Genomic DNA, 20,417 nt, shown 5'->3' with positions numbered 1-20,417 from the left:
TGCCCGGCGCGTCGTGCCGGGTTGCTGCGCACTCTAGGAACGGCCGCCGCCGCACGGAATTTCCATTTCCTCAACAGGTGTTAGCCGGCGTGCAACGGCCCGCGCGGCGCCTTGATCACGCACAAGAAAAAGCCGCGGCGAGCCGCGGCTTTTTCAATCCACCGCAGGCGCTGCTCAGCGGATCGTGCGCTTCACTGCATCGACCACATGCGCCACGGTGAACCCGAAATGCTCGAACAGCTGGTTCGCCGGCGCGGAGGCGCCGAACGTGGTCATGCCGACCACCTCGCCGTCCAGGCCCACGTACTTGCGCCAGAAGTCGGCGGTCGCCGCTTCCACCGCCACGCGCGCGCGGCACCAGCCCGGCAGTACGCCTTCGCGGTATTCCAGCGGCTGCTCGTCGAACAGCTCGGTGCAAGGCATCGACACCACGCGCACCGCGATATCCTGCTGCGCCAGGGTGCGCGCGGCCTCCATCGCCAGTTCCACTTCCGAGCCGGTGGCGATCAGAATGGCCTTGAATTTGGTGTCCTGCGGATCGGACAGCACGTAGCCGCCGCGCGCGATCTGCGCCACCTGCTGCTCGCTGCGCTGCTGGTGCTTGAGGTTCTGGCGCGAGAACACCAGGCAGGACGGCGCGCCCTTGCGCTCGATCGCCATCTTCCAGGACACGGCCGATTCCACCGCGTCGCACGGACGCCACAGCTGGTTGTTCGTGATATAGCGCAGGCTGGCCAGATGTTCCACCGGCTGGTGGGTCGGGCCGTCCTCGCCCAGGCCGATCGAGTCGTGGGTGTAGACGTGGATGGCGTGCGCCGGGATCAGCGCACTCATGCGCACGGCGTTGCGCGCGTAATCGGAGAACACCAGGAAGGTGGCGTCGTACGGGATGAAGCCGCCATGCAGGGCCAGGCCGTTGGCGATCGCGGTCATGCCGAACTCGCGCACGCCGTAGTACACGTAGTTGCCCTTGCCGTCGGCGCTGTTGCCATTGCCGGCGTCCAGGCTGCCCTTCCACTTGGTGAGGTTGGAGCCGGCCAGGTCTGCGGAGCCGCCGATCAGTTCCGGCAGCAGCGGGCCGAACGCGTCCAGCGCCATCTGCGAAGCCTTGCGCGTGGCCACTTCCGGACCTTCCGCCTGCAGCTTGGCCACATAGGCGTTCGACTTCTCGGCCCAGTCGGCCGGCAGCTGGCCGGCGAGGCGGCGCTTGAACTCGGCGGCGAGTTCCGGGTGTGCGGCGGCGTAGGCGTCGAAGGCGGCGTTCCAGACTTCCTCGCGCTCGGCGCCGGCGGCCTTGTGATCCCAGCCGGTATAGATGTCGGCGGGGATCTCGAACGGCGCATAGGACCAGCCCAGCTGCTCGCGCGCGGCGGCGATTTCGTCCTTGCCCAGCGGCGCGCCGTGGCTTTCTTCCTTGCCCTGCTTGTGCGGGGCGCCGAAGCCGATGATGGTCTTGGCGCAGATCAGCGTGGGCTTGTCGGACTGCGCGACGGCCTGTTCGATCGCGCGCTTGATGTCGTCGGCGTTGTGGCCGTCGATGTGGCGGATCACGTTCCAGCCGTAGGCTTCGAAGCGCTTCGGCGTGTCGTCGGTGAACCAGCCGTGCACTTCGCCGTCGATCGAGATGCCGTTGTCGTCGTACACCGCGACCAGCTTGCCCAGGCCCCAGGTGCCGGCGAGCGAGGCCACTTCATGCGAGATGCCTTCCATCAGGCAGCCGTCGCCGAGGAAGACGAAGGTGCGGTGGTCGACGATCTCGTGACCGGGACGGTTGAAGTGCGCGGCGAGGACCTTCTCCGCCAGCGCGAAGCCCACCGCGTTGGCCAGGCCCTGGCCGAGCGGACCGGTAGTGGTTTCCACGCCGGGGGTTTCGCTGGCTTCCGGATGGCCGGCCGTCTTCGAGTGCAACTGGCGGAAATGCTTGAGCTCGTCCATCGGCAGGTCGTAGCCGGTGAGGTGCAGCAGCGCGTACTGCAGCATCGAGCCGTGGCCGTTGGACAGCACGAAGCGGTCGCGGTTGAACCACTTCGGGTTCGCCGGGTTGTGGCGCAGGAAGTCGTTCCACAACACCTCGGCCAGGTCGGCCATGCCCATGGGCATGCCCGGGTGGCCGGACTTGGCGGCCTCCACGGCGTCCATGGCTAAGGCGCGGACGGCGTTGGCGAGTTCGCGGCGGGTGGTCATCGGGGGGTCTCCGGAGGGAAGGCGGCGGCGAAAAACGGGCATTGTCGCCGATCCGCATAGAGCTGTCGCCAGCTTCACCCTGTTCCAACGCTCTTAACTCGGCCTTAATTTATGCGATCGCAATACGGAAACCCTTCAGTCCCGGGCGGCTCTAATCCAGGGCATGGCTGGCAAGGCCATGTGCAATCGCAGGCTTTCCCCCTTCCCCCTGGCCGGCGATTGCTCCCCAAGAAAGGAAGAAGAGGAGTATTCCCCATGAAGAAGTCCCTACTTGCCCTCGCTTTCACCAGCGCCAGCATCATCGGCGCCCCCGTCCTGGCTCAGGACAGCACTTCCACCCCCTCCAGCCCGGCTCCGGCCGGCGGCAACTACCTGCCCAGCCAGCCGGTCGGCAGCGGCAACTGGTTCATCGGCGCCAACGTGGGTCGCACCAACGGCAGCGATACCGGCGGCTTCGGCAGCGGCAACGGCAGCGGTTTCAATTTCCTCAAGGGCGAAAAGGGCCGTCGCACCGGTTACGGCGTGCTCGGCGGCTATCGCTGGAAGGCTGGCCAGGACCTGGGCCTGGGCCTTGAGGCCGGCTATGCGGATCTCGGCAACTACCGGGTGAAGAACGTCTTCAATTCGCAGGACGTCAACCAGCGCAGCACCACCAACGCCCTGCGCGGCTGGCTGCTCGGCGTGAACGGCCGCATCAATCTGCTGCCGCAGTGGTACATCAGCGCCCACGGCGGCTACTTCCGCGCCAACGACAACAGCAACAACTACAACAACAGCCTCGGCCAGGATCTGGGCCTTACCGACGGCGGCCGCTCCGGCCGCGGCAGCTGGTACGGCGGCTTCGGAACCGGCTGGGACATCACCGAGCAGGTCAGCCTGGGCGTGAACTACGACTACTTCCATGCCAACGCCGGCAAGATCAAGAACACCGCCACCGGCGAGGTCACCCAGGGCCTGAAGCGCTCTACCGGCATCGTGTCGCTGAGCGGCGAATACCGCTTCTGATATCTGGATCACTGCAAGCCGGGTTGAAAACGGGCGCCTCGCGCGCCCGTTTTCTTGTCCGATCAATAAGTTGAAGCGGCCGGACTCAGCCATGAATCTTAACTTTGGCTTAATACTGAACTAATCGGTATTGAATCTTTCCAGCCCGGTTCCCATCTAAGCGACGTGAAGCCGGGAACCCCTCGGCCACCCGGCGCCCGGCCCTTTCCCCAACGGCCGCCGCCGTACTTCCATAACAGGAGACTCTCCATGAAGAAGACGCTGCTCGCCCTCGCTTTCGCCACCGCCGGCCTGATGGCCGCCCCTGCCTTCGCGCAGAACGCGCCGTCCGACAACGGCGGCTGGTTCATCAACGGCAATGTGGGCCGCACTTCGATCAACAAGGGCCCGTACGACGACCACGACACCGGCTACGCCCTCAACGGCGGCTACCGCTGGTCGCTGGCCCCCAACTTCGCGCTGGGCGCCGAGGTCGGCTACAACGACCTGGGCAACATCCACCCGAAGAACATCTTCAACAGCAACCCGGTCGTGGATAAGGGCAAGACCCAGCTGCACGGCTGGACCGCCGGCGTGAACGGCCGCTTCAACATCGACCAGAACTGGTACGTCGGCGCGCGTGCCGGCGTGTACAGCTGGAAGGGCCACGGCCTGAACAACGACGTCAACCCGGTCCGCAAGAGCCTGGACGACACCAGCTGGTACGCCGGTGCGGGCTTTGGCTACAACTTCAGCAACAACATGAGCGTCGGTCTGAACTACGACTACTTCGACGCGAAGAAGGACAAGGTGGACCTGAGCACCGACATGGTGTCGGTGAGCGCGGAATACCGCTTCTGAGTAAGGCAAGTCGCATGTCTTCGGACAGGCGAGCGTAACGGCGGGAGGGCGCCGGCAGGCGCCCTCTTCGCTTATCCGGTCCAAGAAAAAAGGCGCCCAGCGGGCGCCTTTTTTTGTCTGCAATGGAAACGGAAACTCAGCCGTTCCACTGGCCCAGCGCAGCCAGGCCGTTGTCCTTGGCGCGGGCGTGCACGGTCTTCTGGGCGTCGCCGTAGTTCGCCTTCATGTCCTTGGACCACAGCTTCAGCGCCGCCTGCTGCATGGCGCGGCCGTAGGAGAACGACAGCGGCCACGGGTGCGGGCCCATGCGGTTCATCGCATTGAGATGCGCGGTGGACTGCTCGTCGGTCTGGCCGCCGGACAGGAACACGATGCCCGGCAGCGTGGCCGGCACGGTGGTCTTCAGCACGCGCACGGTGGCGTCGGCGACTTCCTCGACGCTGGCCTGGTCTTCCGCATCCTTGCCCGGGATCACCATGCTGACCTTCAGGATGCTGCCTTCGAGCAGCACGTTCTGCTCGTACAGCGCGTTGAACAGGCTGCGCAGCACGGCTTCGTGCACTTCGTAGCTGACTTCGATGCTGTGGTCGCCGTCCATGATCACTTCCGGCTCGACCATCGGCACGAGGCCCGCTTCCTGGCACAGCGCGGCGTAGCGCGCCAGCGCGTGGCAGTTGGCCTCGATCGCGGTGGAGCTGGGGTTGTCTTCGCTGATGTTGATCACCGCGCGCCACTTGGCGAACTGGGCACCCAGCTTGACGTACTCCTGCAGGCGCTCGCGCAGGCCGTCCAGGCCCTCGGTCACCACATCGCCCGGAAAGCCGGCCAGCGGCACCGGGCCCTTGTCCACCTTGATGCCCGGGATGATGCCGTTCTTCTTCATCACCTCGGTGAAGGGCACGCCGTCCTTGGTGGACTGGCGGATGGTTTCGTCATAGAGGATCGCGCCGGAGATGTGCTCGCTCAGGCCCGGAGTGGTGAGCAGCAGCTCGCGGTAGGCGCGGCGGTTCTCTTCGCTGTTCTCGATGCCGACCGCTTCGAAACGCTTCTTGATGGTGTTGGTCGACTCGTCGATGGCGATGATGCCCTTGCCGGGCGCAACCATCGCCAGGGCGATGCTTTCAAGATCTTCGATGCTCATGACGACTCCGTAGAACGCGGGGACGGCCCGTGGCCGCGCGGGTAATGGAGACCATCCCGTCGCCGGGCGGCCAAGCCTAAAGGGCGCGAGTATAGCCGGATCGACGCACGGGATCGCCCCGCCTCCGGCGGAGGCGGGTGTAGGAAGCCTCTCAAATGAGGCGAGAAGCCAGGTCAGGCCTGGTCGTAGCCGGGCAGCCGGCAGGCGTCGGTGACTTGCTTGGCCGCGGCCTTGTCCTCGGGCAGGTTGAAGCCCACCACGTAATAGGTCGACACAGGTTCCTTCTTGCTGCCGTTGTTGAGTGAGGGGCCGTATTCGAAGCGCTTGACCAGGCTCAATGCGGCCGAACCCAGGTCGCTCTTCGGCATTACCTTGTTGATGGCCGCATCCTGCGGCTTGCCGTCGGTGCCGATCTCGTAGGTGATCGCCACGCAACCGGGCTTGGTGAGGTTCTGGCCGCTGTTGGGCACGTCCGCCTGCACCGAACCGAAGTTGAGCAGAATCCAATACGAGGAAAGCTGCTCGGGGCCGACCCTGCGCGCCTGCGACTGGGCCAGCGCCGGCGTGGCGGCGGCCAGCGCCAGCGCGGTCGCGGCGGCCAGCGACAGGGAACGAAGCATCGTGTTCATGGAGCCGACTCCTTGGGGACGTGGGTGTGACCGGCAGTGTAATCCTGGCGTCGCGCGGCGGAGCACGCCGCGCCCGCGCTCAGAGATCCTGCAGGCTCTCCACCACGCCCTCGGCGCCCACCGAGAGCAGCTTCAGCGTATTGGTGCCGCCGCCGCGACCGATATGGTCGCCGTGGGTCATTACCACGCGGTCGCCCTCGGCCAGCTTGCCCTGGCTGAAGAGCAGGCGCACGGCCTCGCGGGCCGACGCCGCGGTGGTCTGCGAGCTGGCATGCGTGAATTCCACCGGCTGCACGTCGCGCAGCATCAGCATGCGGCGGCGCGCGTCGGCGAACGGCGACAGCGCATAGATCGGCACCGCACTGCGATAGCGCGACAGCCACTGCGCGGTCGCGCCGGATTCGGTCAGCGCCACCAGCGCGCGCACGCCGACCTGGCTGGCCAGCAGCATCGCCGCCAGCGCGATGGCCTGGTCGGTACGATCCAGCCGATGCCCCGCCGTGGCGAGATCTTCCTTCGGCTCGAACTGTCGTTCGGCGCCCAGGCAGATGCGGCGCAGCGCGGCCACCGCCTTGTCCGGATGCGCGCCCGCGGCCGATTCCTCCGACAGCATCACCGCATCGGTACCGTCGATCACCGCATTGGCCACGTCCAGCACCTCGGCGCGGGTCGGGATCGGCGAGCGCACCATCGACTGCAGCATCTGCGTGGCGGTGATCACCGCGCGATTGCGCTGCACGGATTCGCGGATGATCTTCTTCTGCAGGCCGGGCAGCTCGGCATCGCCGATCTCCACGCCCAGGTCGCCGCGCGCCACCATCACCACGTCGGAGGCGTCGATGATCTCGCCCAGCACGGGAATCGCGTCGGCGCGTTCGATCTTGGCCACCAGCGAGGCCTTGCCGCCGGCTTCTTCCAGCAGGCGGCGCGCCAGTTCCATGTCGGCGGCGGAACGCACGAACGACACCGCCAGGAAATCCGCGCCGATCTCGGCGGCGAGCTTGATGTCCGCCTTGTCCTTGTCCGACAGCGCCGACACCGACAGGCCGCCGCCCTGGCGGTTCAGGCCCTTGCGGTCGGACAGGCGCCCGGCCACCAGCACGCGGCAGCGCACTTCGGCGCCGACCACGCTTTCCACGGTCAGCGCGACCAGGCCGTCGTCGAGCAGCAGCACGTCGTCGGCGCTCACGTCCCTGGGCAGGTCGTGGTAGCTGACACCGACGCGGGTGTTGTCGCCCGGCGGTGCACCGGGGCTGCAGTCGAGCACGAAGCTGTCGCCCACGCGCAGCTCGATCGGGCCGTTGGCGAATTTCTCGATGCGGATCTTCGGACCCTGCAGGTCGGCCAGCACGCCCACCTCGCGGCCGAGCTTCTCCGCTGCCACGCGGACGGCGTTGGCGCGGGCGCGGTGGTCGTCGGGCTGGCCGTGCGACAGGTTGAGGCGGACGACATTGACGCCTTCCGCGAGGATTTTCTCGAGCATCCCGGGCACGTCGGTGGCGGGGCCGAGGGTGGCGACGATCTTGGTGCGGCGCAGCGGAGTTTCGGTAGTCATCGTTCGAGGCTAGCAGAACTGATTCGTTGCGCCAGAGGGTCGGCAGGCCAGTTTTGAACGGCCGCATGGCGCCCCGCTCGAGGCCGCCCCGGCCCGGTCTACCACTGTCTGAAGTGGTATCTCCGACCGGAGACCACATGAGTCGCCAGCCATCTAACTGGTATGCAATATGGACGTCCAGACGGCCAGCGCGTGGCTGCCGGCGGCCCGCGCCGCCGAGCTCGTGCCGCCGGTGCCCGGACGAGCCGTCCGGGCACCGGTTCGAGAGCTGCAGACACTCGCGCTGCACACGAAAAATTCATTCCGCAATGCAACAAAAACAACGAGCAGCCGGCTGCGCTCACTTCGCCAGCGCGCGGTTCAACACGTCGGCCAGGCGTACCCCCGCCACGCGCAACTGGCGCTCGGCCAGCGGCAGCTCCGCGGCGACATAGGCGTCGTCGATCTTGTGCCCTTCCGGATAGATACCGCGGGTCGCCGCGCAGGACTGCTCGGCCCACTGGGCGTACACGTTGTCCCGCGGCGCGATCGGCGCCGGCATGGTTTCCGCCGGGCGCGCGTCCAGCTCCTGCGCATAGTCGCGCCAGTCCTTGCCGTGGGTGCCGAGCAGGCCGGAATCCCACACGCTGTGCAGGTTCGTGCCCTTGCCCTGGAACTGCACCTGGTAGGTATTGCCGCCCTTGTCGTCGCGATAGCCGGCATGCAGCGGCTGGTGCACGTCGCCGACGAAATGCACCACGAACTTCAGCGCCTCCAGGCGCGCCGCATCCGGCTGGGTGCGGTCGGCCAGCACCGCTACGTAGCGATCGAGGCCGCCGACCACGCACTGACCGTCCGCACAATCGCGCGGCGGCACGTACACGCAGTCGTCCGCACGGAAGTTGATGTAGTGCAGCTTGCCGGTGGCCTTGGCCAGGTCCGCACGCGAGTCGTCGCCGCGCAGCTCGTCGGCCCAGCTGGCGATGTCGGCCAGCGACCTGGTGTGCTCCGGCGCGAGCAGGCGCTCGACCTCGGCCTCGGCGGCCGGACTCAGGCGGCGCTGCGCCAGCTCGGCGACGATGGCATGGCCCTGGCGTCCCCAGGCATGGACGGCGGGTGCAATGGCGAGCGCGGCCAGGAGGCCGGCGAGGAAACGTCGGGAAGTGGACATGTCGTTCAATCGGATGGGATGGAAGAGGAAGACATCGAAGAAGCCGGCAACGGCCGGCCATGGAAACGCCTACGGCAAGACGCGCCTCAGCCGGTGGCCGCCTTGTGCAGCAGCGTGCCCGCGGCATCGCGCACGCTCACATCCACCGCGATGCCCTGCCGCACGCTCTGCGTCACCGTGCAGAAATCCTCGAACTGCGCGAGCGCCCGGTCCACATGCGCCAGGTCGGTCTCGGCCTGGCCCAGGTCCAGGTCCACCGCGATGCGCGCCACGCGCCAGCGGCCCTGCTCGTTGCGCGCCAGCGTGGCGCGGGCCTTGGCCGCGAGCTGGCCGGGGTCGTTCTTGTACTTGCGCAGGGCGAACAGCAGGCTGGCGGCCAGGCAGTTGGCCACCGAGACGGCCAGCATGCGGGTGGGATTGGGGCCCGCGCCCTTGCCCACGGGCGGCAGTTCGTCGGTCAGCAGGTCCGGCGCAGCGGTGTCGTCGAAGCGCACGCGGAATTCGTAGCCGGACATCTGTTCCAGGCTGATCTCGATGGTCTGCTGTTCGTCGCTCATGGCCCGGCCCCGGTGTACCGCATCGATCGATAAGGCCCGCGAGCCTACCCCACATGCACGCCGAATGAACCGTGCCGGATGAGATGCCCCCTGATTTCCGGCTAACATTAGGGTTCTTTGGCGGCCGGGTCCGGTCGCTGCTGCCCCGCCATCATCTCCGGAGGACGCTGTCCCATGGCCATCAAGGTCGCCATCAACGGTTACGGTCGCATCGGCCGCAATGTTCTGCGCGCGCTGTACGAGTCCGGTCGCACCGACGAGTTCCAGATCGTCGCGGTCAACGACCTCGGCGACGCCGAGACCAACGCCCACCTGACCCAGTACGACACGGCCCACGGCCGTTTCCCGGGCACCGTGACGGTGGACGGCGGCGACCTGATCGTCAACGGCGACCGCGTCAAGGTCTGCGCCGAGCGCGACCCGTCCAAGCTGCCCTGGGGCGAGCTGGGCGTGGACGTGGTGCTGGAATGCACCGGCCTGTTTACCTCCAAGGCCAAGGCCGGCGCGCACATCACCGCCGGCGCCAAGAAGGTGATCATCTCCGCCCCGGGCGAGAAGGACGTGGACGGCACCTTCGTGTTCGGCGTCAACGACGACACGCTCACCGCCGCGCACCAGGTCATCTCCAACGCTTCGTGCACCACCAACTGCCTGGCGCCGCTGGCCAAGGTGCTGCACGAGAAGATCGGCATCGTGCACGGCCTGATGACCACCATCCACGCCTACACCAACGACCAGGTCCTGACCGACGTCTATCACAAGGACCTGCGCCGCGCCCGCTCGGCCACCATGAGCCAGATCCCGACCAAGACCGGCGCCGCCGCCGCGGTCGGCCTGGTGCTGCCGGAGCTCAACGGCAAGCTGGACGGCTTCGCCATGCGCGTGCCGACCATCAATGTGTCGGTGGTCGACCTCAGCTTCGTCGCCAAGCGCGCGACCAGCCACGAGGAGATCGACGCCATCGTCAACGAAGCGGCCAACGGCAAGCTCAAGGGCATCCTGGCGGTGAACACCAAGCCGCTGGTGTCGGTGGACTTCAACCACAACCCGGCCTCGTCCACCTACGACTCGACCCAGACCCGCGTGATGGAAGGCACCCTGGTCAAGGTGCTCAGCTGGTACGACAACGAGTGGGGTTTCTCCAACCGCATGCTCGACATGACCAAGGCGCTGATGGCCGCCAAGTAAGCGGCCACGCTCTTCGGACACACGAAAAAGCCGGGCCCTGCCCGGCTTTTTCTTTGCGTCGACTTGCCGCACCGCCGTCGGCAAGGCGGCGCCCTATCATGGGCACCATGGAACGCTCCGCCTCCATCGACGAACGCAGCCTCGCCACCGTGGTCGACCGCTTCTACGACAAGGTCCGCGCCGACCCGGCGCTGGGGCCAATCTTCAACGACGCCGTGCACGACTGGGACGAGCACAAGCACACGCTGGTGTCGTTCTGGTCGTCGGTGGCGCTGGGTAAGCAGAGCTATCGCGGTTCGCCGATGTCCGTGCATCGCGCGCAGCCGATCCGTGGCGAGCATTTCGAGCGCTGGCTGGAACTGTGGCGCGAGACGGTGCGGGAGCTGTTCGAGGAGGCGCCCGCCGTGCGGATGATCGGCTACGCCGAACGCATCGGCAGCAGCCTGCGCATGGGGTTGGGTTTGTCGGAACGCCGCGGGGCGCGGCCGCTCGGCATTCCGATCGTCAACCAGTAAACGCACCGGCGTAGGTTGGGGTGAGCCGAAGGCGAACCCCAACGATGCGAGGCGCATCGATATGCCGATGCTGGGGTTCGCCTTCGGCTCACCCCAACCTACGCCTTACAAGACCTTCAACGCCGCGTCGTAATCCGGCTCGTGCGCGATCTCGCTCACCATCTCGGCGTGCAGCACCTTGTCGTTCTGGTCCAGCACCACCACCGCGCGCGCGGCCAGGCCGGCCAGCGGGCCTGAGGCAAGTGCCACGCCGTAGTCGCGCAGGAATTCGCCACCGCGCAGGGTCGACAGCGTCACCACGTTGTCCAGGCCCTCGGCGCCGCAGAAGCGTGCCTGCGCGAACGGCAGGTCGGCGGAGATGCACAGCACCACGGCATCCTTGAGCGATGCGGCCTGTTCGTTGAAGCGGCGCACCGAGGTGGCGCAGGTGGGCGTGTCGATACTGGGGAAGATGTTGAGCACCTTGCGCTTGCCGGCGAAGGACGACAGCGCGACGTTGGACAGGTCCTTGGCGACCAGCGTGAACGCCGGCGCCTTGCTGCCGAGCGCCGGGAAGCGGCCGTCGACCTGGACCGGATTGCCTTTGAGCGTGACCGTGGACATGCGGGATCTCCTGGGATGAATGGGTCGCCAAGTAAACCACGCGGCGGCGCGCCGCATCCACGGCCGCATCAATCCAGGGCCTTCTCCAGGTTCTTTTCGAACAGCTCGCTGTCGCGGTCGCTGGTCATGTCGTAGAGGGTATAGCGGCGATAGAGCCGCGCGCCGCCGTCGCGCAGCAGCGGCTCCCACATGAAGTTGGCGCGGGCGCGGCTGGAATGCGGCAGCAGCAGATCGAAGGGGATCGAGAAGTACACGCCCTTGTCGAAACTGCCCTCGCCGGTCTGGGTGCCGGACTTGTTGGTGATGGTGGCGTATGCGCCCATCCGCACGCCGTTGTCGAACTCGCGCGAGATGTCCAACGTCACGCCATAGTCCTTGGCCAGATAGCGGCCGACGCTGGCGGCGATGGTGACGTCGTGGAAACCGGTCTTGTAGTACAGCGTGGCGTTGCCCGTCACGGTCTTGTAGCCGCGCAGCGCGAAATCCTGGCGGAACCCGCGCTGGCGCACCCAGTTCATGTCCACGCCGAAGGCCCAGCGCTCGCCGTAGGGGCGATACAGCACCTCGCCGCCGACGCCGGCATACATCGACTCGAGCATGCCGCCATAGGCCATGCCGAACACATCCGGCGCCAGCACCTTGGTGCCGGTGAGCTGGAAGTTCGGCATGGTCACGTCGGAGGTGGTCAGGTACTGGCGGATATCGGTGCGCACGCGCGGCAGCAGGCTGGGCGCGGTATAGGTGAACTTGTCGTAGTTGTTGAGCAGGTTGACGCTCACCACGCCATCCCACCAGAGGTTGCGATTGAAGCGATAGGTGGCCGCGCCATTGAGCGAGAACTGGTACAGCACAAACGCATTGGGCCCACCCAGGCTCTGCTGGTAACCCAGCGAGACGCCGCCGTCGAAGCGCTTGGGCGGCTTGGTGTAGAGCGTCTGCTCCTCCTGTTGCCCCGGCGCGTTCTGTTCGGCGCTGCGGCGCAGCTCCTGCATGTCGATGCGGTGGTCGAGCGCATCGATGAAGCGCGGCCGATGGATGCTCTGCTCGTCCAGCGGCAGCCCATAGTTCTCTTCCGCCACCGTGAACCAGTCGATACTCTGGTCCACGCGGTTGTCGAGGATGCGCGACGCACGCCCCAGCGCACGGCTGGGATAGAAGTACGCACGCGGCTCGCCGTGCACCACCAGCTCGGAACCGCGCCGGCCGATGCTGCTGACGTCGATGCCGGCGTTGGCGCCCAGGGCCTTGCTCAGCTCGTCCCAGTCGACCTGGTCCGGCGCCTTGCGCGGCAGCGCGGCGGCGCCTTGCGGCGGATCCGGCGTGGCGGCCAGGCCGCGCACCGGCTCGGGCGGCGGATCGTCGGTCTTGCGCGGCTCGGCATGGCGCGCCAGGTTGGTATGCAGGGTGAGCGTGGCCATGATCTTGTCGCCACGCTCGTACCCCAGGGAAAAGTCGACGTTGTCGTTGAACCGGTACAGCGCCGCGACATTGATCGGCGAACGCTGCCGGAAGACGTTGCCCAGGCCCTCGTGCTTGTAGTTGTTGCCGTCCAGCTCGACCTTGATGCGCAGCTTGTCCAGCGGCGTCTGGTACTCGATGCCGCCGATGAAAGCCGCCGGTCCGCGGAAGTAGCGCAGCGTATTGAACTCGCCGCCCTGCTGGTTGGTGTTGCCGGCGCGATTGTCGAAGCCGCTCCAGGCCCAGCCCAGCGGGCTCTTGATGTCGCCGCGCGAGCCCATGTTGCCCCAGGCCAAGCCGGCGGTGACGTCGACCGGACCGAAGCGCTTGCTCGCCACCACGTATTCGCTGCCGAACAGGCCGGTGCCGCCGATATCGCGCCCACCCACCGCGACCGCGGGCCGCCAGCGGGTCTCGTCCCACAGGCGCAGCTTCAGGTCGATCGATTTGTCTTTGTAGCTCTGGTGTCCGCTCAGGCCCGTCGGACCGTACAGGCGGTTGCTCACCGACGAGTAGCGGAAGGTGCCTTCGATCCAGGGCAGCGGCTGCAGCGACAGGTTGTAGTCGGTGTAGGGATAGGTGCGCGACGCGGTGAACGCCAGCTCGCCTTCGTCGGCCATGCGCGCCGTCGGCGTCTGCATCAGGCCGACTTCGCCGTAGTCGTTGCGCGTATAACCCGGCGCCGACTGCGCATGCAGCACGCCGACGATGCATTGCGACAGCAGCAGGGTCGCGGGCCACATCATGCGCCCGCTGCGCCAGCCCAAACGCGCGATCACGGCGCCACCCCGCCGTCGAGCGGCTGCGTGGCGATGAAGTCCGCCAGCTCGCGATTGAACACGCTGTCGGCGGCGCCGGCGACGAGGCGGCGATCGAGCGGCACATAGACGATCGCACCCGGCGCCAGCACCATCGGCGGGCTTTCGTTCCACAGCGCGATGCCCAGTTCGGACACCTGCCCGTCCGGCTGAATCACGTACAGGACATCGCGATCGGCCATCTGCGTGGCGCAGGCCCTGACGTACTCGCGCGCGTCCTGCAGCGCCACGTGCGACAGCTCGCACGGTTTCTGCACGGCGCCCACCACGCGCACCGTCGATGGCCGCCGCGGATAGCTCAGCGTGTCACCGTCTTCCAGCGGCAGATTGTCCGCATCGTTGGCGGCCAGCGCGCCGGGATCGAGCGTGCGCGCCACATGGCGCCCGGTGACCGGCATGGACTGCAGCCATTGGCGCAATTGCACACTCAATGCCGCCAGCGGGGCATTGCCGTCGCGCGTGGCCTGGTCGGCGACCGCACCCAGCTCATACAGCAGGCCCGCTTGCAGGCGCTTCTGTTCGAGCTGCCTGGACCGCTGCGTCCAGCTCGCGCCGAGCACGTAGGACTCGAACTTCACCTGTGCCGCCGCGGCGGCATCGGCCAGCCGCGCATTGCCTTGCAGGCTCTGCATGCCCGGCCGCTCGACCTGGCCGGAAACGCTGACGGACACCGCCATCGCGTGGATCGGCCAGGCGAGACAAACCAGCCATCCGAGCAGGCGGGCGACCCTCACGTTCGCGCCTCGCGGTAGGGGCGCAGCTGGATCAGCTCCAGCGTCTGGCCAGGCGCCACATGCTGCCGGCTCTTCCAGATGAAGCCGTCGGCGGGATCGACCCAGTAGCGATTGGTCACGTCGAAGCCCGCGCCGTCCGCGCGTACGCGTTCGTCGTAGCGGCGCAGACGATGCACCTGGCCCAGGATCTCCACGTTCTCGAGTTCCTTCGGCTCCAGGTGCGCCACGGCGTTGATGCCATAGCGATAGCCCGGCGACCAGTCCAGCACGCGGCGGTATTCCGTCGCCGCCTGTACATGCTGCAAGCCGGTGGCGAACGGATCGCCGCCGTCGAAAGCCACATGATCGAGATTGGCATCCAGGCCGATCGTCCTCACCAGCACGCCATGGCGAAGGAATACCGCCTGTCCGTCATGTCCGTACCAGCCCTGCAGGTCGCCCTGCACGCTCGCCAGCAGCAGGATCGCGCTGCCGCTCGACGATTCGACTTCCAGCTGGTAATACGGCTCGGCCGCAACGGTGGCGGCGGTGGGATGCACGTCGGGATCGCCGCGTACCGCATTGCGAATCGTGTCGATGCTTCCCAGCGACACCGCCGTGCAGCCGGCCACGGCCCAACTCGCAGCCGCCAGGGCCGCGAGGCGGAGCGAAGCTCGCCACGGGAAGCTCGTCATGCCTGCGTACCTCAATTGGTGAGGTCGTTCTTAGCCGAAGCCGCGTTGGTCACGATGCCCGACAGCGGGAGCAGCTGAGAGAGGAACCGGTTCCAGCGCGTCACGCCCGCCGGGCCCACGAACACCACGTCGCCCGGATGCACGGAGAACTGCGACGCCATCGCGAACGCCGCGGGCGATTTCGCGTCGAGCTGATAGATCGTGGCGGGCGACTTCTCCATGTCTTCCACGCCGCGGATCACATAGACCGCATTGCCTTTGGAGGTGGTCTCGTTGAGGCCACCGGCCTTGCCCAGCGCCTGGGTCAGGCTCATGTCGCTGGTCTTGAAGGGGAATGCCGCGGGACGCTGCACCTCGCCCACCACATAGACTTCCTTGCGATCCCCGTACGGCAGGAAGATCTGGTCGCCGGGCTTGAGCCAGATGTCGGCAAGCTGGTGATTACGCGTGAGCGCATCGAGATCCAGATGGTAGTCGTGCCCATCGCGCGACAGCACCAGGCCGGAAAGATCGGCCTGATCGGTGTTGACCTGCGCCGTACCGATCGCCTGCGCGAGGCTCACCGGCGTTACCGTCACCGGCAGCGGATCGGTCTTGACGAAGGCGCCGCGCATGGTGATGCGCTGTGCGCCGTAGCTGATCACGCTCATGTCGACCTGCGGATCCTGCACGTACTTGGCAAGGCGATGGGAGATCTCGGTGCGCAGTTCCTCCACCGTCTTGCCCGACGCCTTGAGCACGCCGATGTAGGGATAGAACAGCGTGCCGTCCGCGCGCACCACGCGACCGTTCGCGCTGGGCAGCTGCTGCGAGCCCGCGGGCGAAGTCAGTTCGGGGTGATCCCACACGGTGATGTAGAGCGAGTCGCCGATGCCGATGCGGTAAGGCTCCGGCTGATAGCTGCGCAACTCGTCGGGAAGGGTGGCCAGCGGATTGGATGCCTTGTCCATCGCCAGCAGCTTCGGCGTGATCGGCACGAGTTGATAGCGTGCCGCATCGATGGAACCCTGGCGCGAGAAGTCAGTCGCGCTCATGTGCTGGCCCGGAGCCCAGATACAGCCATGCAGGGTCAGGGCGGCACACGCCAACAACAATGCCCGTCGCTTGTTCATCCGTAGAGCCCTTCGATAATCGCGAACGCCGGCGCATGCGGCGGACTTGGATCCTCGGCCCCCTACCGATGACGTGAGACATGCTGGGCCTGGCGTCCATCATGGACATCAGGCCTCGCGACGCGCCCGCTTCTGCGAACGCGTCGTTAAGAACCGATCAATGCGTGCCGGTGGTGCCCGTGGTGCCGGTGCCACCGGTACCGGTGCCGCCCGTACCCGTGCCACCGGTGCCTGCAACGGCCGCTGCGGCCGCCGCGCCTGCACCCTGGTGATTGGCCTTCATGTTGCCGTGCGCGGCGCCCTTGGCGCTCTTGGGCGAGATCAGCTGCGCTGGCGTGGCCGGCTTGACCTGCTGCTGCTGAATCATCTGATTCACGGTGGTCGGCTGCTGCTGTGCGTTCTGCGCTTGCTGCGCGAATGCGGTGCCGGCGATGAGCAGGGTGGTCGTCACTGCAATGGAAGCGGCAAGAAGTTTCATGAGCATCCTCTTCGGTGCGTCGCGTGATGGCGGAGATGCGGGGTGTGAAGCGACTGGACTGTAGCGTCGTTCGTGCGTGGATGACTGAACCAACACCAACCCGACTTGAGAAAAATCCACTAGACGTTCACTTACATCGCTTAGAGTTGCCCTTCCCCGCGAAGATCATTCACACGTATGGATCATCTTCGTTGCGGGTTCGTGATGTCGCTCAAGATTTTCATCTTGCGAATCACTCGATCAGCTTCTTGTCATCCCCGCTTCGCAGAAGCGAGCGATGATAGGCGACGCGTGACGCTCCATTCGACGCGAGCCATCCCCACTGGATTGCCCCGAGGAAGCCGCGATATGCACGACACAAGAACGATGCTCGCCTGCGCTGCGGCCTTGTTCACCTCTGCGGTGGCGATTGTCCTTCTGCGCCGCCTGGCAGAGCCGCTGGGCCTGCTGGACCGCCCCAACGACCGCAAGCAGCACAAAGGCAGCGTGCCCCTGGTAGGCGGCCTGGCGATGTTCTGCGGCGTGTTCGTCGGCGCCTGGTGGTACGGCGATGCCACCCAGATGAGCCGCATGCTGCTGACCACTGCGGCCGGCCTCACCATCATGGGTTCGCTCGACGACCGCCACGAGCTGAGCGTGCGTACGCGGCTCATCGTTCAGACGCTGGCCGTGTTCGTGATGATTGGCAGTACAGACGTCTATATCCGTTCGCTCGGCACGCTCAACGGCGTTCAGCTTCAGCTGGGCCCGCTCGGCATTCCGGTGACGCTGATCGCCGTGATCGGACTGCTCAACGCGTTCAACATGATGGATGGCATCGATGGCCTGTCCGGCAGCATGGGCCTGGTCGGCATCGGCTCGATCTTCGCGTTCCATCACAGCGGCGTCACGCCGGGCGTCACGGTTCTGATCGCCATGCTCGGCGCGGCGATGATTCCCTATCTCGCCACCAACCTCGGCCTGTTCGGCCGCAAAATCTTCATGGGCGACGCCGGCAGCACCGTGCTGGGTTATCTGCTCGGCTGGGCGCTGATCGACCTTAGCCAGAGCCCCGGCTCCGACCTGCTGCCCACCGACGTGCTGTGGTGCGTGGCCCTGCCCGCGCTGGACACGCTGGCGGTGATGTGCCGCCGCATGCGCAACCACCAGTCGCCGTTCAAGCCCGACCGCGGCCATATCCACCACATCCTGCTGCGCACCGGCCTGAGCCCGCGCATGACCCTGGTGGTGCTGGTGATCGCCTCGATCCTGCTGGCCTTCATCGGCCATCTCATCCACGACTACGGCCAGCTGGCCAGCCTGGGCCTGTTCGGCCTGCTGCTGCTGACCTACATCGTGTGCACCACGCGCCGCTCCACCATCGCCGCGAGCCAGGCGGTGCAGCAGCGCGGGCAGTGACGGGATGCGGAAGCGCCATGCTTCCGCCACGCCGTGCTTGACCGACTGGTCAACCTGAGCATCAGCCACCCCTACGTACAGGCGTGGCTGCTTGGCGCGATCGCGCTGCTGTTTCTGCTGTTCCGGCGTTACCGCCTCGGCCTCGGCGTCGCCGCGATCGCACCGCTGTGGCTGCTGCTGTGCGCGACGCCGGTCTTTGCGCATGGCCTGCAGCGCTGGCTGGAAGGCCAGTACGCCATGCAACCGGCCGCGGACTATCCCAAGGCCGACGCCATCGTCGTGCTGGGCGGCGAGGCGCTCGCCGACGAGAAGGAAAGCTGGCGCGACGAAGGCGGCGACGCCATCGCCAACAGCCGCGTGGGCTTCGGCTACCTGCTGTTCCACGCGGATCGCGCTCCGGCAGTGCTCCTGTCAGGCGCCGGCGATGCGCGGCGCATGGCGGCGATGCTGGAGCGCCAGGGCGTACCCCCGGCGGCGGTACGCCTGGAGAGCGCCAGCCTTACCACCTACGAGAACGCGCGCAACTGCGCGGCACTGCTGCGCAACGACGGCGCGCACACCGTGCTGCTGGTGACCTCGCCTGCACATATGCCACGCGCGGCAGCGAGCTTCGAGAAGCAGGGCCTGCACGTGATTCCCGCGCCCGCCCTGCCGCCTTCCGTGCGTGCGCCGGGCAACGGCTGGCAACCGCGTCGCGCGGTCCTGTTCGAGACCTCGCACATCCTGCACGAGTACATCGGCCTGTGGGTCTACCGGCTGCGCGGCTGGGCGTAGGTTGGGGTGATAACCCCAACATGGCTGCCCTTATGCGCAACGCAATGTTGGGGTTATCACCCCAACCTACGTCAGTCGCGCAGCTTGCCGCCGAATTCCACCGCCGCGCCATTCGCTACGCGCGGCACGCCGGCATCGACCTGGTTGTCGTACTCGAACGACTGCGCATCCAGCCGAACGTCGCCCTTGCTGATCTGCAGCTTCTTGCCGGTGCTGAGGAAGGCCATCGGCACCGGCCGGCCGGAGGCGATGGTGCGCGTGCGCCGGATCGTATTCCCCGAGATCACCACCGAGTCGATATGCCGCGCACTGTCGGCCGACTCGTCCTCGGAGAAGTTGATGCAGGTGCCGTAGATATCGCTGAAGGTATTGCCGGCCACCACCAGCCCGCTCACGCCGAGCACGCCGATCGCGCCCATCTGCGGCCGGATGCCGATGAAGGTATTGCCGGTGATCACCGCGTTCACCGCGTTGCGGCTGCGCGCGGAGGCCATGTCGCCGAGCCGGATCGCATCGCCGCCGGGACCATTGCCGGGCGGCGAGCGCTCGAAGATGCAGCCCATCACGCGCGCACCGCTCAGGCCCTTGATCGCCAGGTCCGTGCGCACGGAATTGAGGAAATGGCAGTTGCGCACGGTGAGGTTGTCCGGCATGTCCGCCGCCGTCTTCGGCCGCGTGGAGCTGTCGATGCCCCAGTAGCAGTTGCGGAACTGGCAGTCGAGCACCTGCCAGTTACCGATGTTGCCGCCCTTCTGGTGCCCGTTGAAGAAGGTGATGCCGGCGGTGTTCACCGTATCGATATCGACGAAGTTGCAGCGCCGGATGATCACATTGCGGTACACGCTGAAGTCGTGGTCCGGCTCGAAATCGATGCCGCCGACCGAGCGCGACAGCTTGGCGTTGCCGATATTGCGGAACGTGCAGTTCTCCACCAGCAAGGTATCGCAGTCGATGATCGACAACCCGTTGCGGTTGTCCTTCACCGCGCCGTCGAACACGCAGTCGCGCACGGTGACGCGTTCGTTGTGGCGCTCGGTATTGGACTTGGTGCCCGAGCCGACGTACATGCCGTCGCCGCGGAAGCCGAAGAAGGTCATCCGCTCCACGGTCAGGTCCGAGGTCGCGTTCACCGCCAGCAGGTAGTAGTACTGCGCGTAGCCGAACTCGCCGACGCGCCCGTTGAGCTTCAGGTCGTGCAGGTGGATGTCGCGCATATTGTCGGCCACGCGCGGCGTGCCGCCATCCTTCACGTAGGTGGCCAGCATGAATTCCGACGCCAGCGAGTCGTCGAAGGAACGCAGCTCGCTGGAGGCGCCCTCGCCGTACAGCTCCAGCCCCGAGCGCAGGTTCAACTGCTTGACCGGATAGACGCCCGCGGGAATCAGCACCCGGCGCGAGCCGTCGATGGCCTTCTGGATGCCGGCGGTGCAGTCGTAGCCGCTGCGTCCGGCGCGGATCGCCGTGTGTTCTTCCTTGGGCAGGAAGTCCAGTACGTTGGCCGGCGTGTCGGGCATGTCAGTGTTCCTCGGAGCGGATCGCTGTCGAGCGCACGCCATCGCGGCATGCGCCTAGGGTCGGCTTCCCCCGGAACGCCCGAGTCTATG

At 66.6% G+C, this 20,417-nt stretch carries 19 protein-coding genes; 6 read left to right on the top strand and 13 right to left on the bottom strand.

The genetic code is table 11. The features are described 5' to 3' along the window. Positions 1-174: 174 nt before the first annotated feature. Positions 175-2,184 carry a transketolase gene (gene tkt, locus BM172_RS12640; protein WP_026635533.1) on the bottom strand — a complete coding sequence of 670 codons (2,010 nt, stop codon included), beginning with the start codon at positions 2,182-2,184 and terminating at the stop codon, positions 175-177. A 255-nt stretch (positions 2,185-2,439) separates the two neighbouring features. Here tkt and BM172_RS12635 point away from each other — a divergent pair, with 255 nt between their 5' ends. Next, positions 2,440-3,189: a hypothetical protein gene (locus BM172_RS12635; RefSeq protein ID WP_051548750.1), complete on the top strand. Its 750-nt coding sequence runs from the start codon at positions 2,440-2,442 to the stop codon at positions 3,187-3,189. Positions 3,190-3,438: 249 nt separating this feature from the next. Then, positions 3,439-4,029, top strand: coding sequence for a porin family protein (locus tag BM172_RS12630; RefSeq protein ID WP_026635532.1), 591 nt, complete (start codon positions 3,439-3,441; stop codon positions 4,027-4,029). A gap of 136 nt (positions 4,030-4,165) precedes the next feature. Here BM172_RS12630 and BM172_RS12625 read toward each other — a convergent pair whose 3' ends face one another. From BM172_RS12625 to BM172_RS12605, 5 genes are all read right to left on the bottom strand, one after another. Further along, on the bottom strand, positions 4,166-5,170 hold the full coding sequence (locus BM172_RS12625) for a class I fructose-bisphosphate aldolase (RefSeq protein WP_026635531.1): 1,005 nt from the start codon (positions 5,168-5,170) through the stop codon (positions 4,166-4,168). A 173-nt stretch (positions 5,171-5,343) separates the two neighbouring features. Further along, positions 5,344-5,799: an energy transducer TonB gene (locus BM172_RS12620; protein WP_026635530.1), complete on the bottom strand. Its 456-nt coding sequence runs from the start codon at positions 5,797-5,799 to the stop codon at positions 5,344-5,346. A gap of 79 nt (positions 5,800-5,878) precedes the next feature. Beyond that, positions 5,879-7,354 carry a pyruvate kinase gene (gene pyk, locus BM172_RS12615; protein ID WP_026635529.1) on the bottom strand — a complete coding sequence of 492 codons (1,476 nt, stop codon included), beginning with the start codon at positions 7,352-7,354 and terminating at the stop codon, positions 5,879-5,881. Positions 7,355-7,694: 340 nt separating this feature from the next. Beyond that, entirely contained in the window at positions 7,695-8,504 is an 810-nt protein-coding gene (locus tag BM172_RS12610) for a S1/P1 nuclease (protein ID WP_026635528.1), read from the bottom strand. Between the two features lie 86 nt (positions 8,505-8,590). Beyond that, positions 8,591-9,061, bottom strand: a complete 471-nt coding sequence (locus BM172_RS12605; RefSeq protein WP_026635527.1) for an OsmC family protein — start codon at positions 9,059-9,061, stop codon at positions 8,591-8,593. A gap of 174 nt (positions 9,062-9,235) precedes the next feature. On the opposite strand from BM172_RS12605, the gene gap reads away from it, so the two are divergent. Further along, positions 9,236-10,249, top strand: coding sequence for a type I glyceraldehyde-3-phosphate dehydrogenase (gene gap, locus BM172_RS12600; protein ID WP_026635526.1), 1,014 nt, complete (start codon positions 9,236-9,238; stop codon positions 10,247-10,249). Between the two features lie 98 nt (positions 10,250-10,347). After that, on the top strand, positions 10,348-10,764 hold the full coding sequence (locus tag BM172_RS12595) for a group III truncated hemoglobin (RefSeq protein WP_026635525.1): 417 nt from the start codon (positions 10,348-10,350) through the stop codon (positions 10,762-10,764). Between the two features lie 105 nt (positions 10,765-10,869). Here BM172_RS12595 and tpx read toward each other — a convergent pair whose 3' ends face one another. From tpx to BM172_RS12565, 6 genes are all read right to left on the bottom strand, one after another. Beyond that, positions 10,870-11,367 (bottom strand): thiol peroxidase, encoded by a 498-nt coding sequence (gene tpx / locus BM172_RS12590; protein WP_026635524.1) that lies wholly within the window; start codon positions 11,365-11,367, stop codon positions 10,870-10,872. Between the two features lie 68 nt (positions 11,368-11,435). Then, positions 11,436-13,604 carry a YjbH domain-containing protein gene (locus BM172_RS12585; protein ID WP_231504208.1) on the bottom strand — a complete coding sequence of 723 codons (2,169 nt, stop codon included), beginning with the start codon at positions 13,602-13,604 and terminating at the stop codon, positions 11,436-11,438. Then, positions 13,601-14,377 (bottom strand): capsule biosynthesis GfcC family protein, encoded by a 777-nt coding sequence (locus tag BM172_RS12580; RefSeq protein ID WP_051548749.1) that lies wholly within the window; start codon positions 14,375-14,377, stop codon positions 13,601-13,603. Before BM172_RS12580 ends, BM172_RS12585 begins: the two co-directional genes overlap by 4 nt. Beyond that, positions 14,374-14,988 carry a YjbF family lipoprotein gene (locus BM172_RS12575; protein ID WP_051548747.1) on the bottom strand — a complete coding sequence of 205 codons (615 nt, stop codon included), beginning with the start codon at positions 14,986-14,988 and terminating at the stop codon, positions 14,374-14,376. Before BM172_RS12575 ends, BM172_RS12580 begins: the two co-directional genes overlap by 4 nt. Before the next feature lie 74 nt (positions 14,989-15,062). Next, positions 15,063-16,085 (bottom strand): polysaccharide biosynthesis/export family protein, encoded by a 1,023-nt coding sequence (locus BM172_RS12570; RefSeq protein WP_081805182.1) that lies wholly within the window; start codon positions 16,083-16,085, stop codon positions 15,063-15,065. Between the two features lie 235 nt (positions 16,086-16,320). After that, positions 16,321-16,641, bottom strand: a complete 321-nt coding sequence (locus tag BM172_RS12565) for a hypothetical protein (protein WP_143096518.1) — start codon at positions 16,639-16,641, stop codon at positions 16,321-16,323. Positions 16,642-16,989: 348 nt separating this feature from the next. Here BM172_RS12565 and BM172_RS12560 point away from each other — a divergent pair, with 348 nt between their 5' ends. Together BM172_RS12560 and BM172_RS12555 are read left to right on the top strand one after the other, a co-directional pair. Beyond that, the gene (locus tag BM172_RS12560) at positions 16,990-18,039 is read left to right on the top strand and encodes an undecaprenyl/decaprenyl-phosphate alpha-N-acetylglucosaminyl 1-phosphate transferase (protein WP_231504207.1); all 1,050 of its coding nucleotides are present in this window, start codon (positions 16,990-16,992) and stop codon (positions 18,037-18,039) included. 33 nt (positions 18,040-18,072) lie between these two features. Beyond that, positions 18,073-18,813 carry a YdcF family protein gene (locus BM172_RS12555; protein WP_051548743.1) on the top strand — a complete coding sequence of 247 codons (741 nt, stop codon included), beginning with the start codon at positions 18,073-18,075 and terminating at the stop codon, positions 18,811-18,813. Positions 18,814-18,884: 71 nt separating this feature from the next. Here the strand turns inward: BM172_RS12555 and BM172_RS12550 are convergent, their stop codons facing one another. Beyond that, the gene (locus BM172_RS12550) at positions 18,885-20,327 is read right to left on the bottom strand and encodes a right-handed parallel beta-helix repeat-containing protein (RefSeq protein ID WP_026635519.1); all 1,443 of its coding nucleotides are present in this window, start codon (positions 20,325-20,327) and stop codon (positions 18,885-18,887) included. Positions 20,328-20,417 lie beyond the last annotated feature (90 nt).

The sequence above is a fragment of the Dyella marensis genome (assembly GCF_900112865.1).
GTDB classification, from domain to species: Bacteria; Pseudomonadota; Gammaproteobacteria; order Xanthomonadales; family Rhodanobacteraceae; genus Dyella_D; species Dyella_D marensis_A.
The sequence above is the reverse complement of the archived record's forward strand: the minus strand, read 5'-3'. Positions and strand labels throughout refer to the sequence as shown.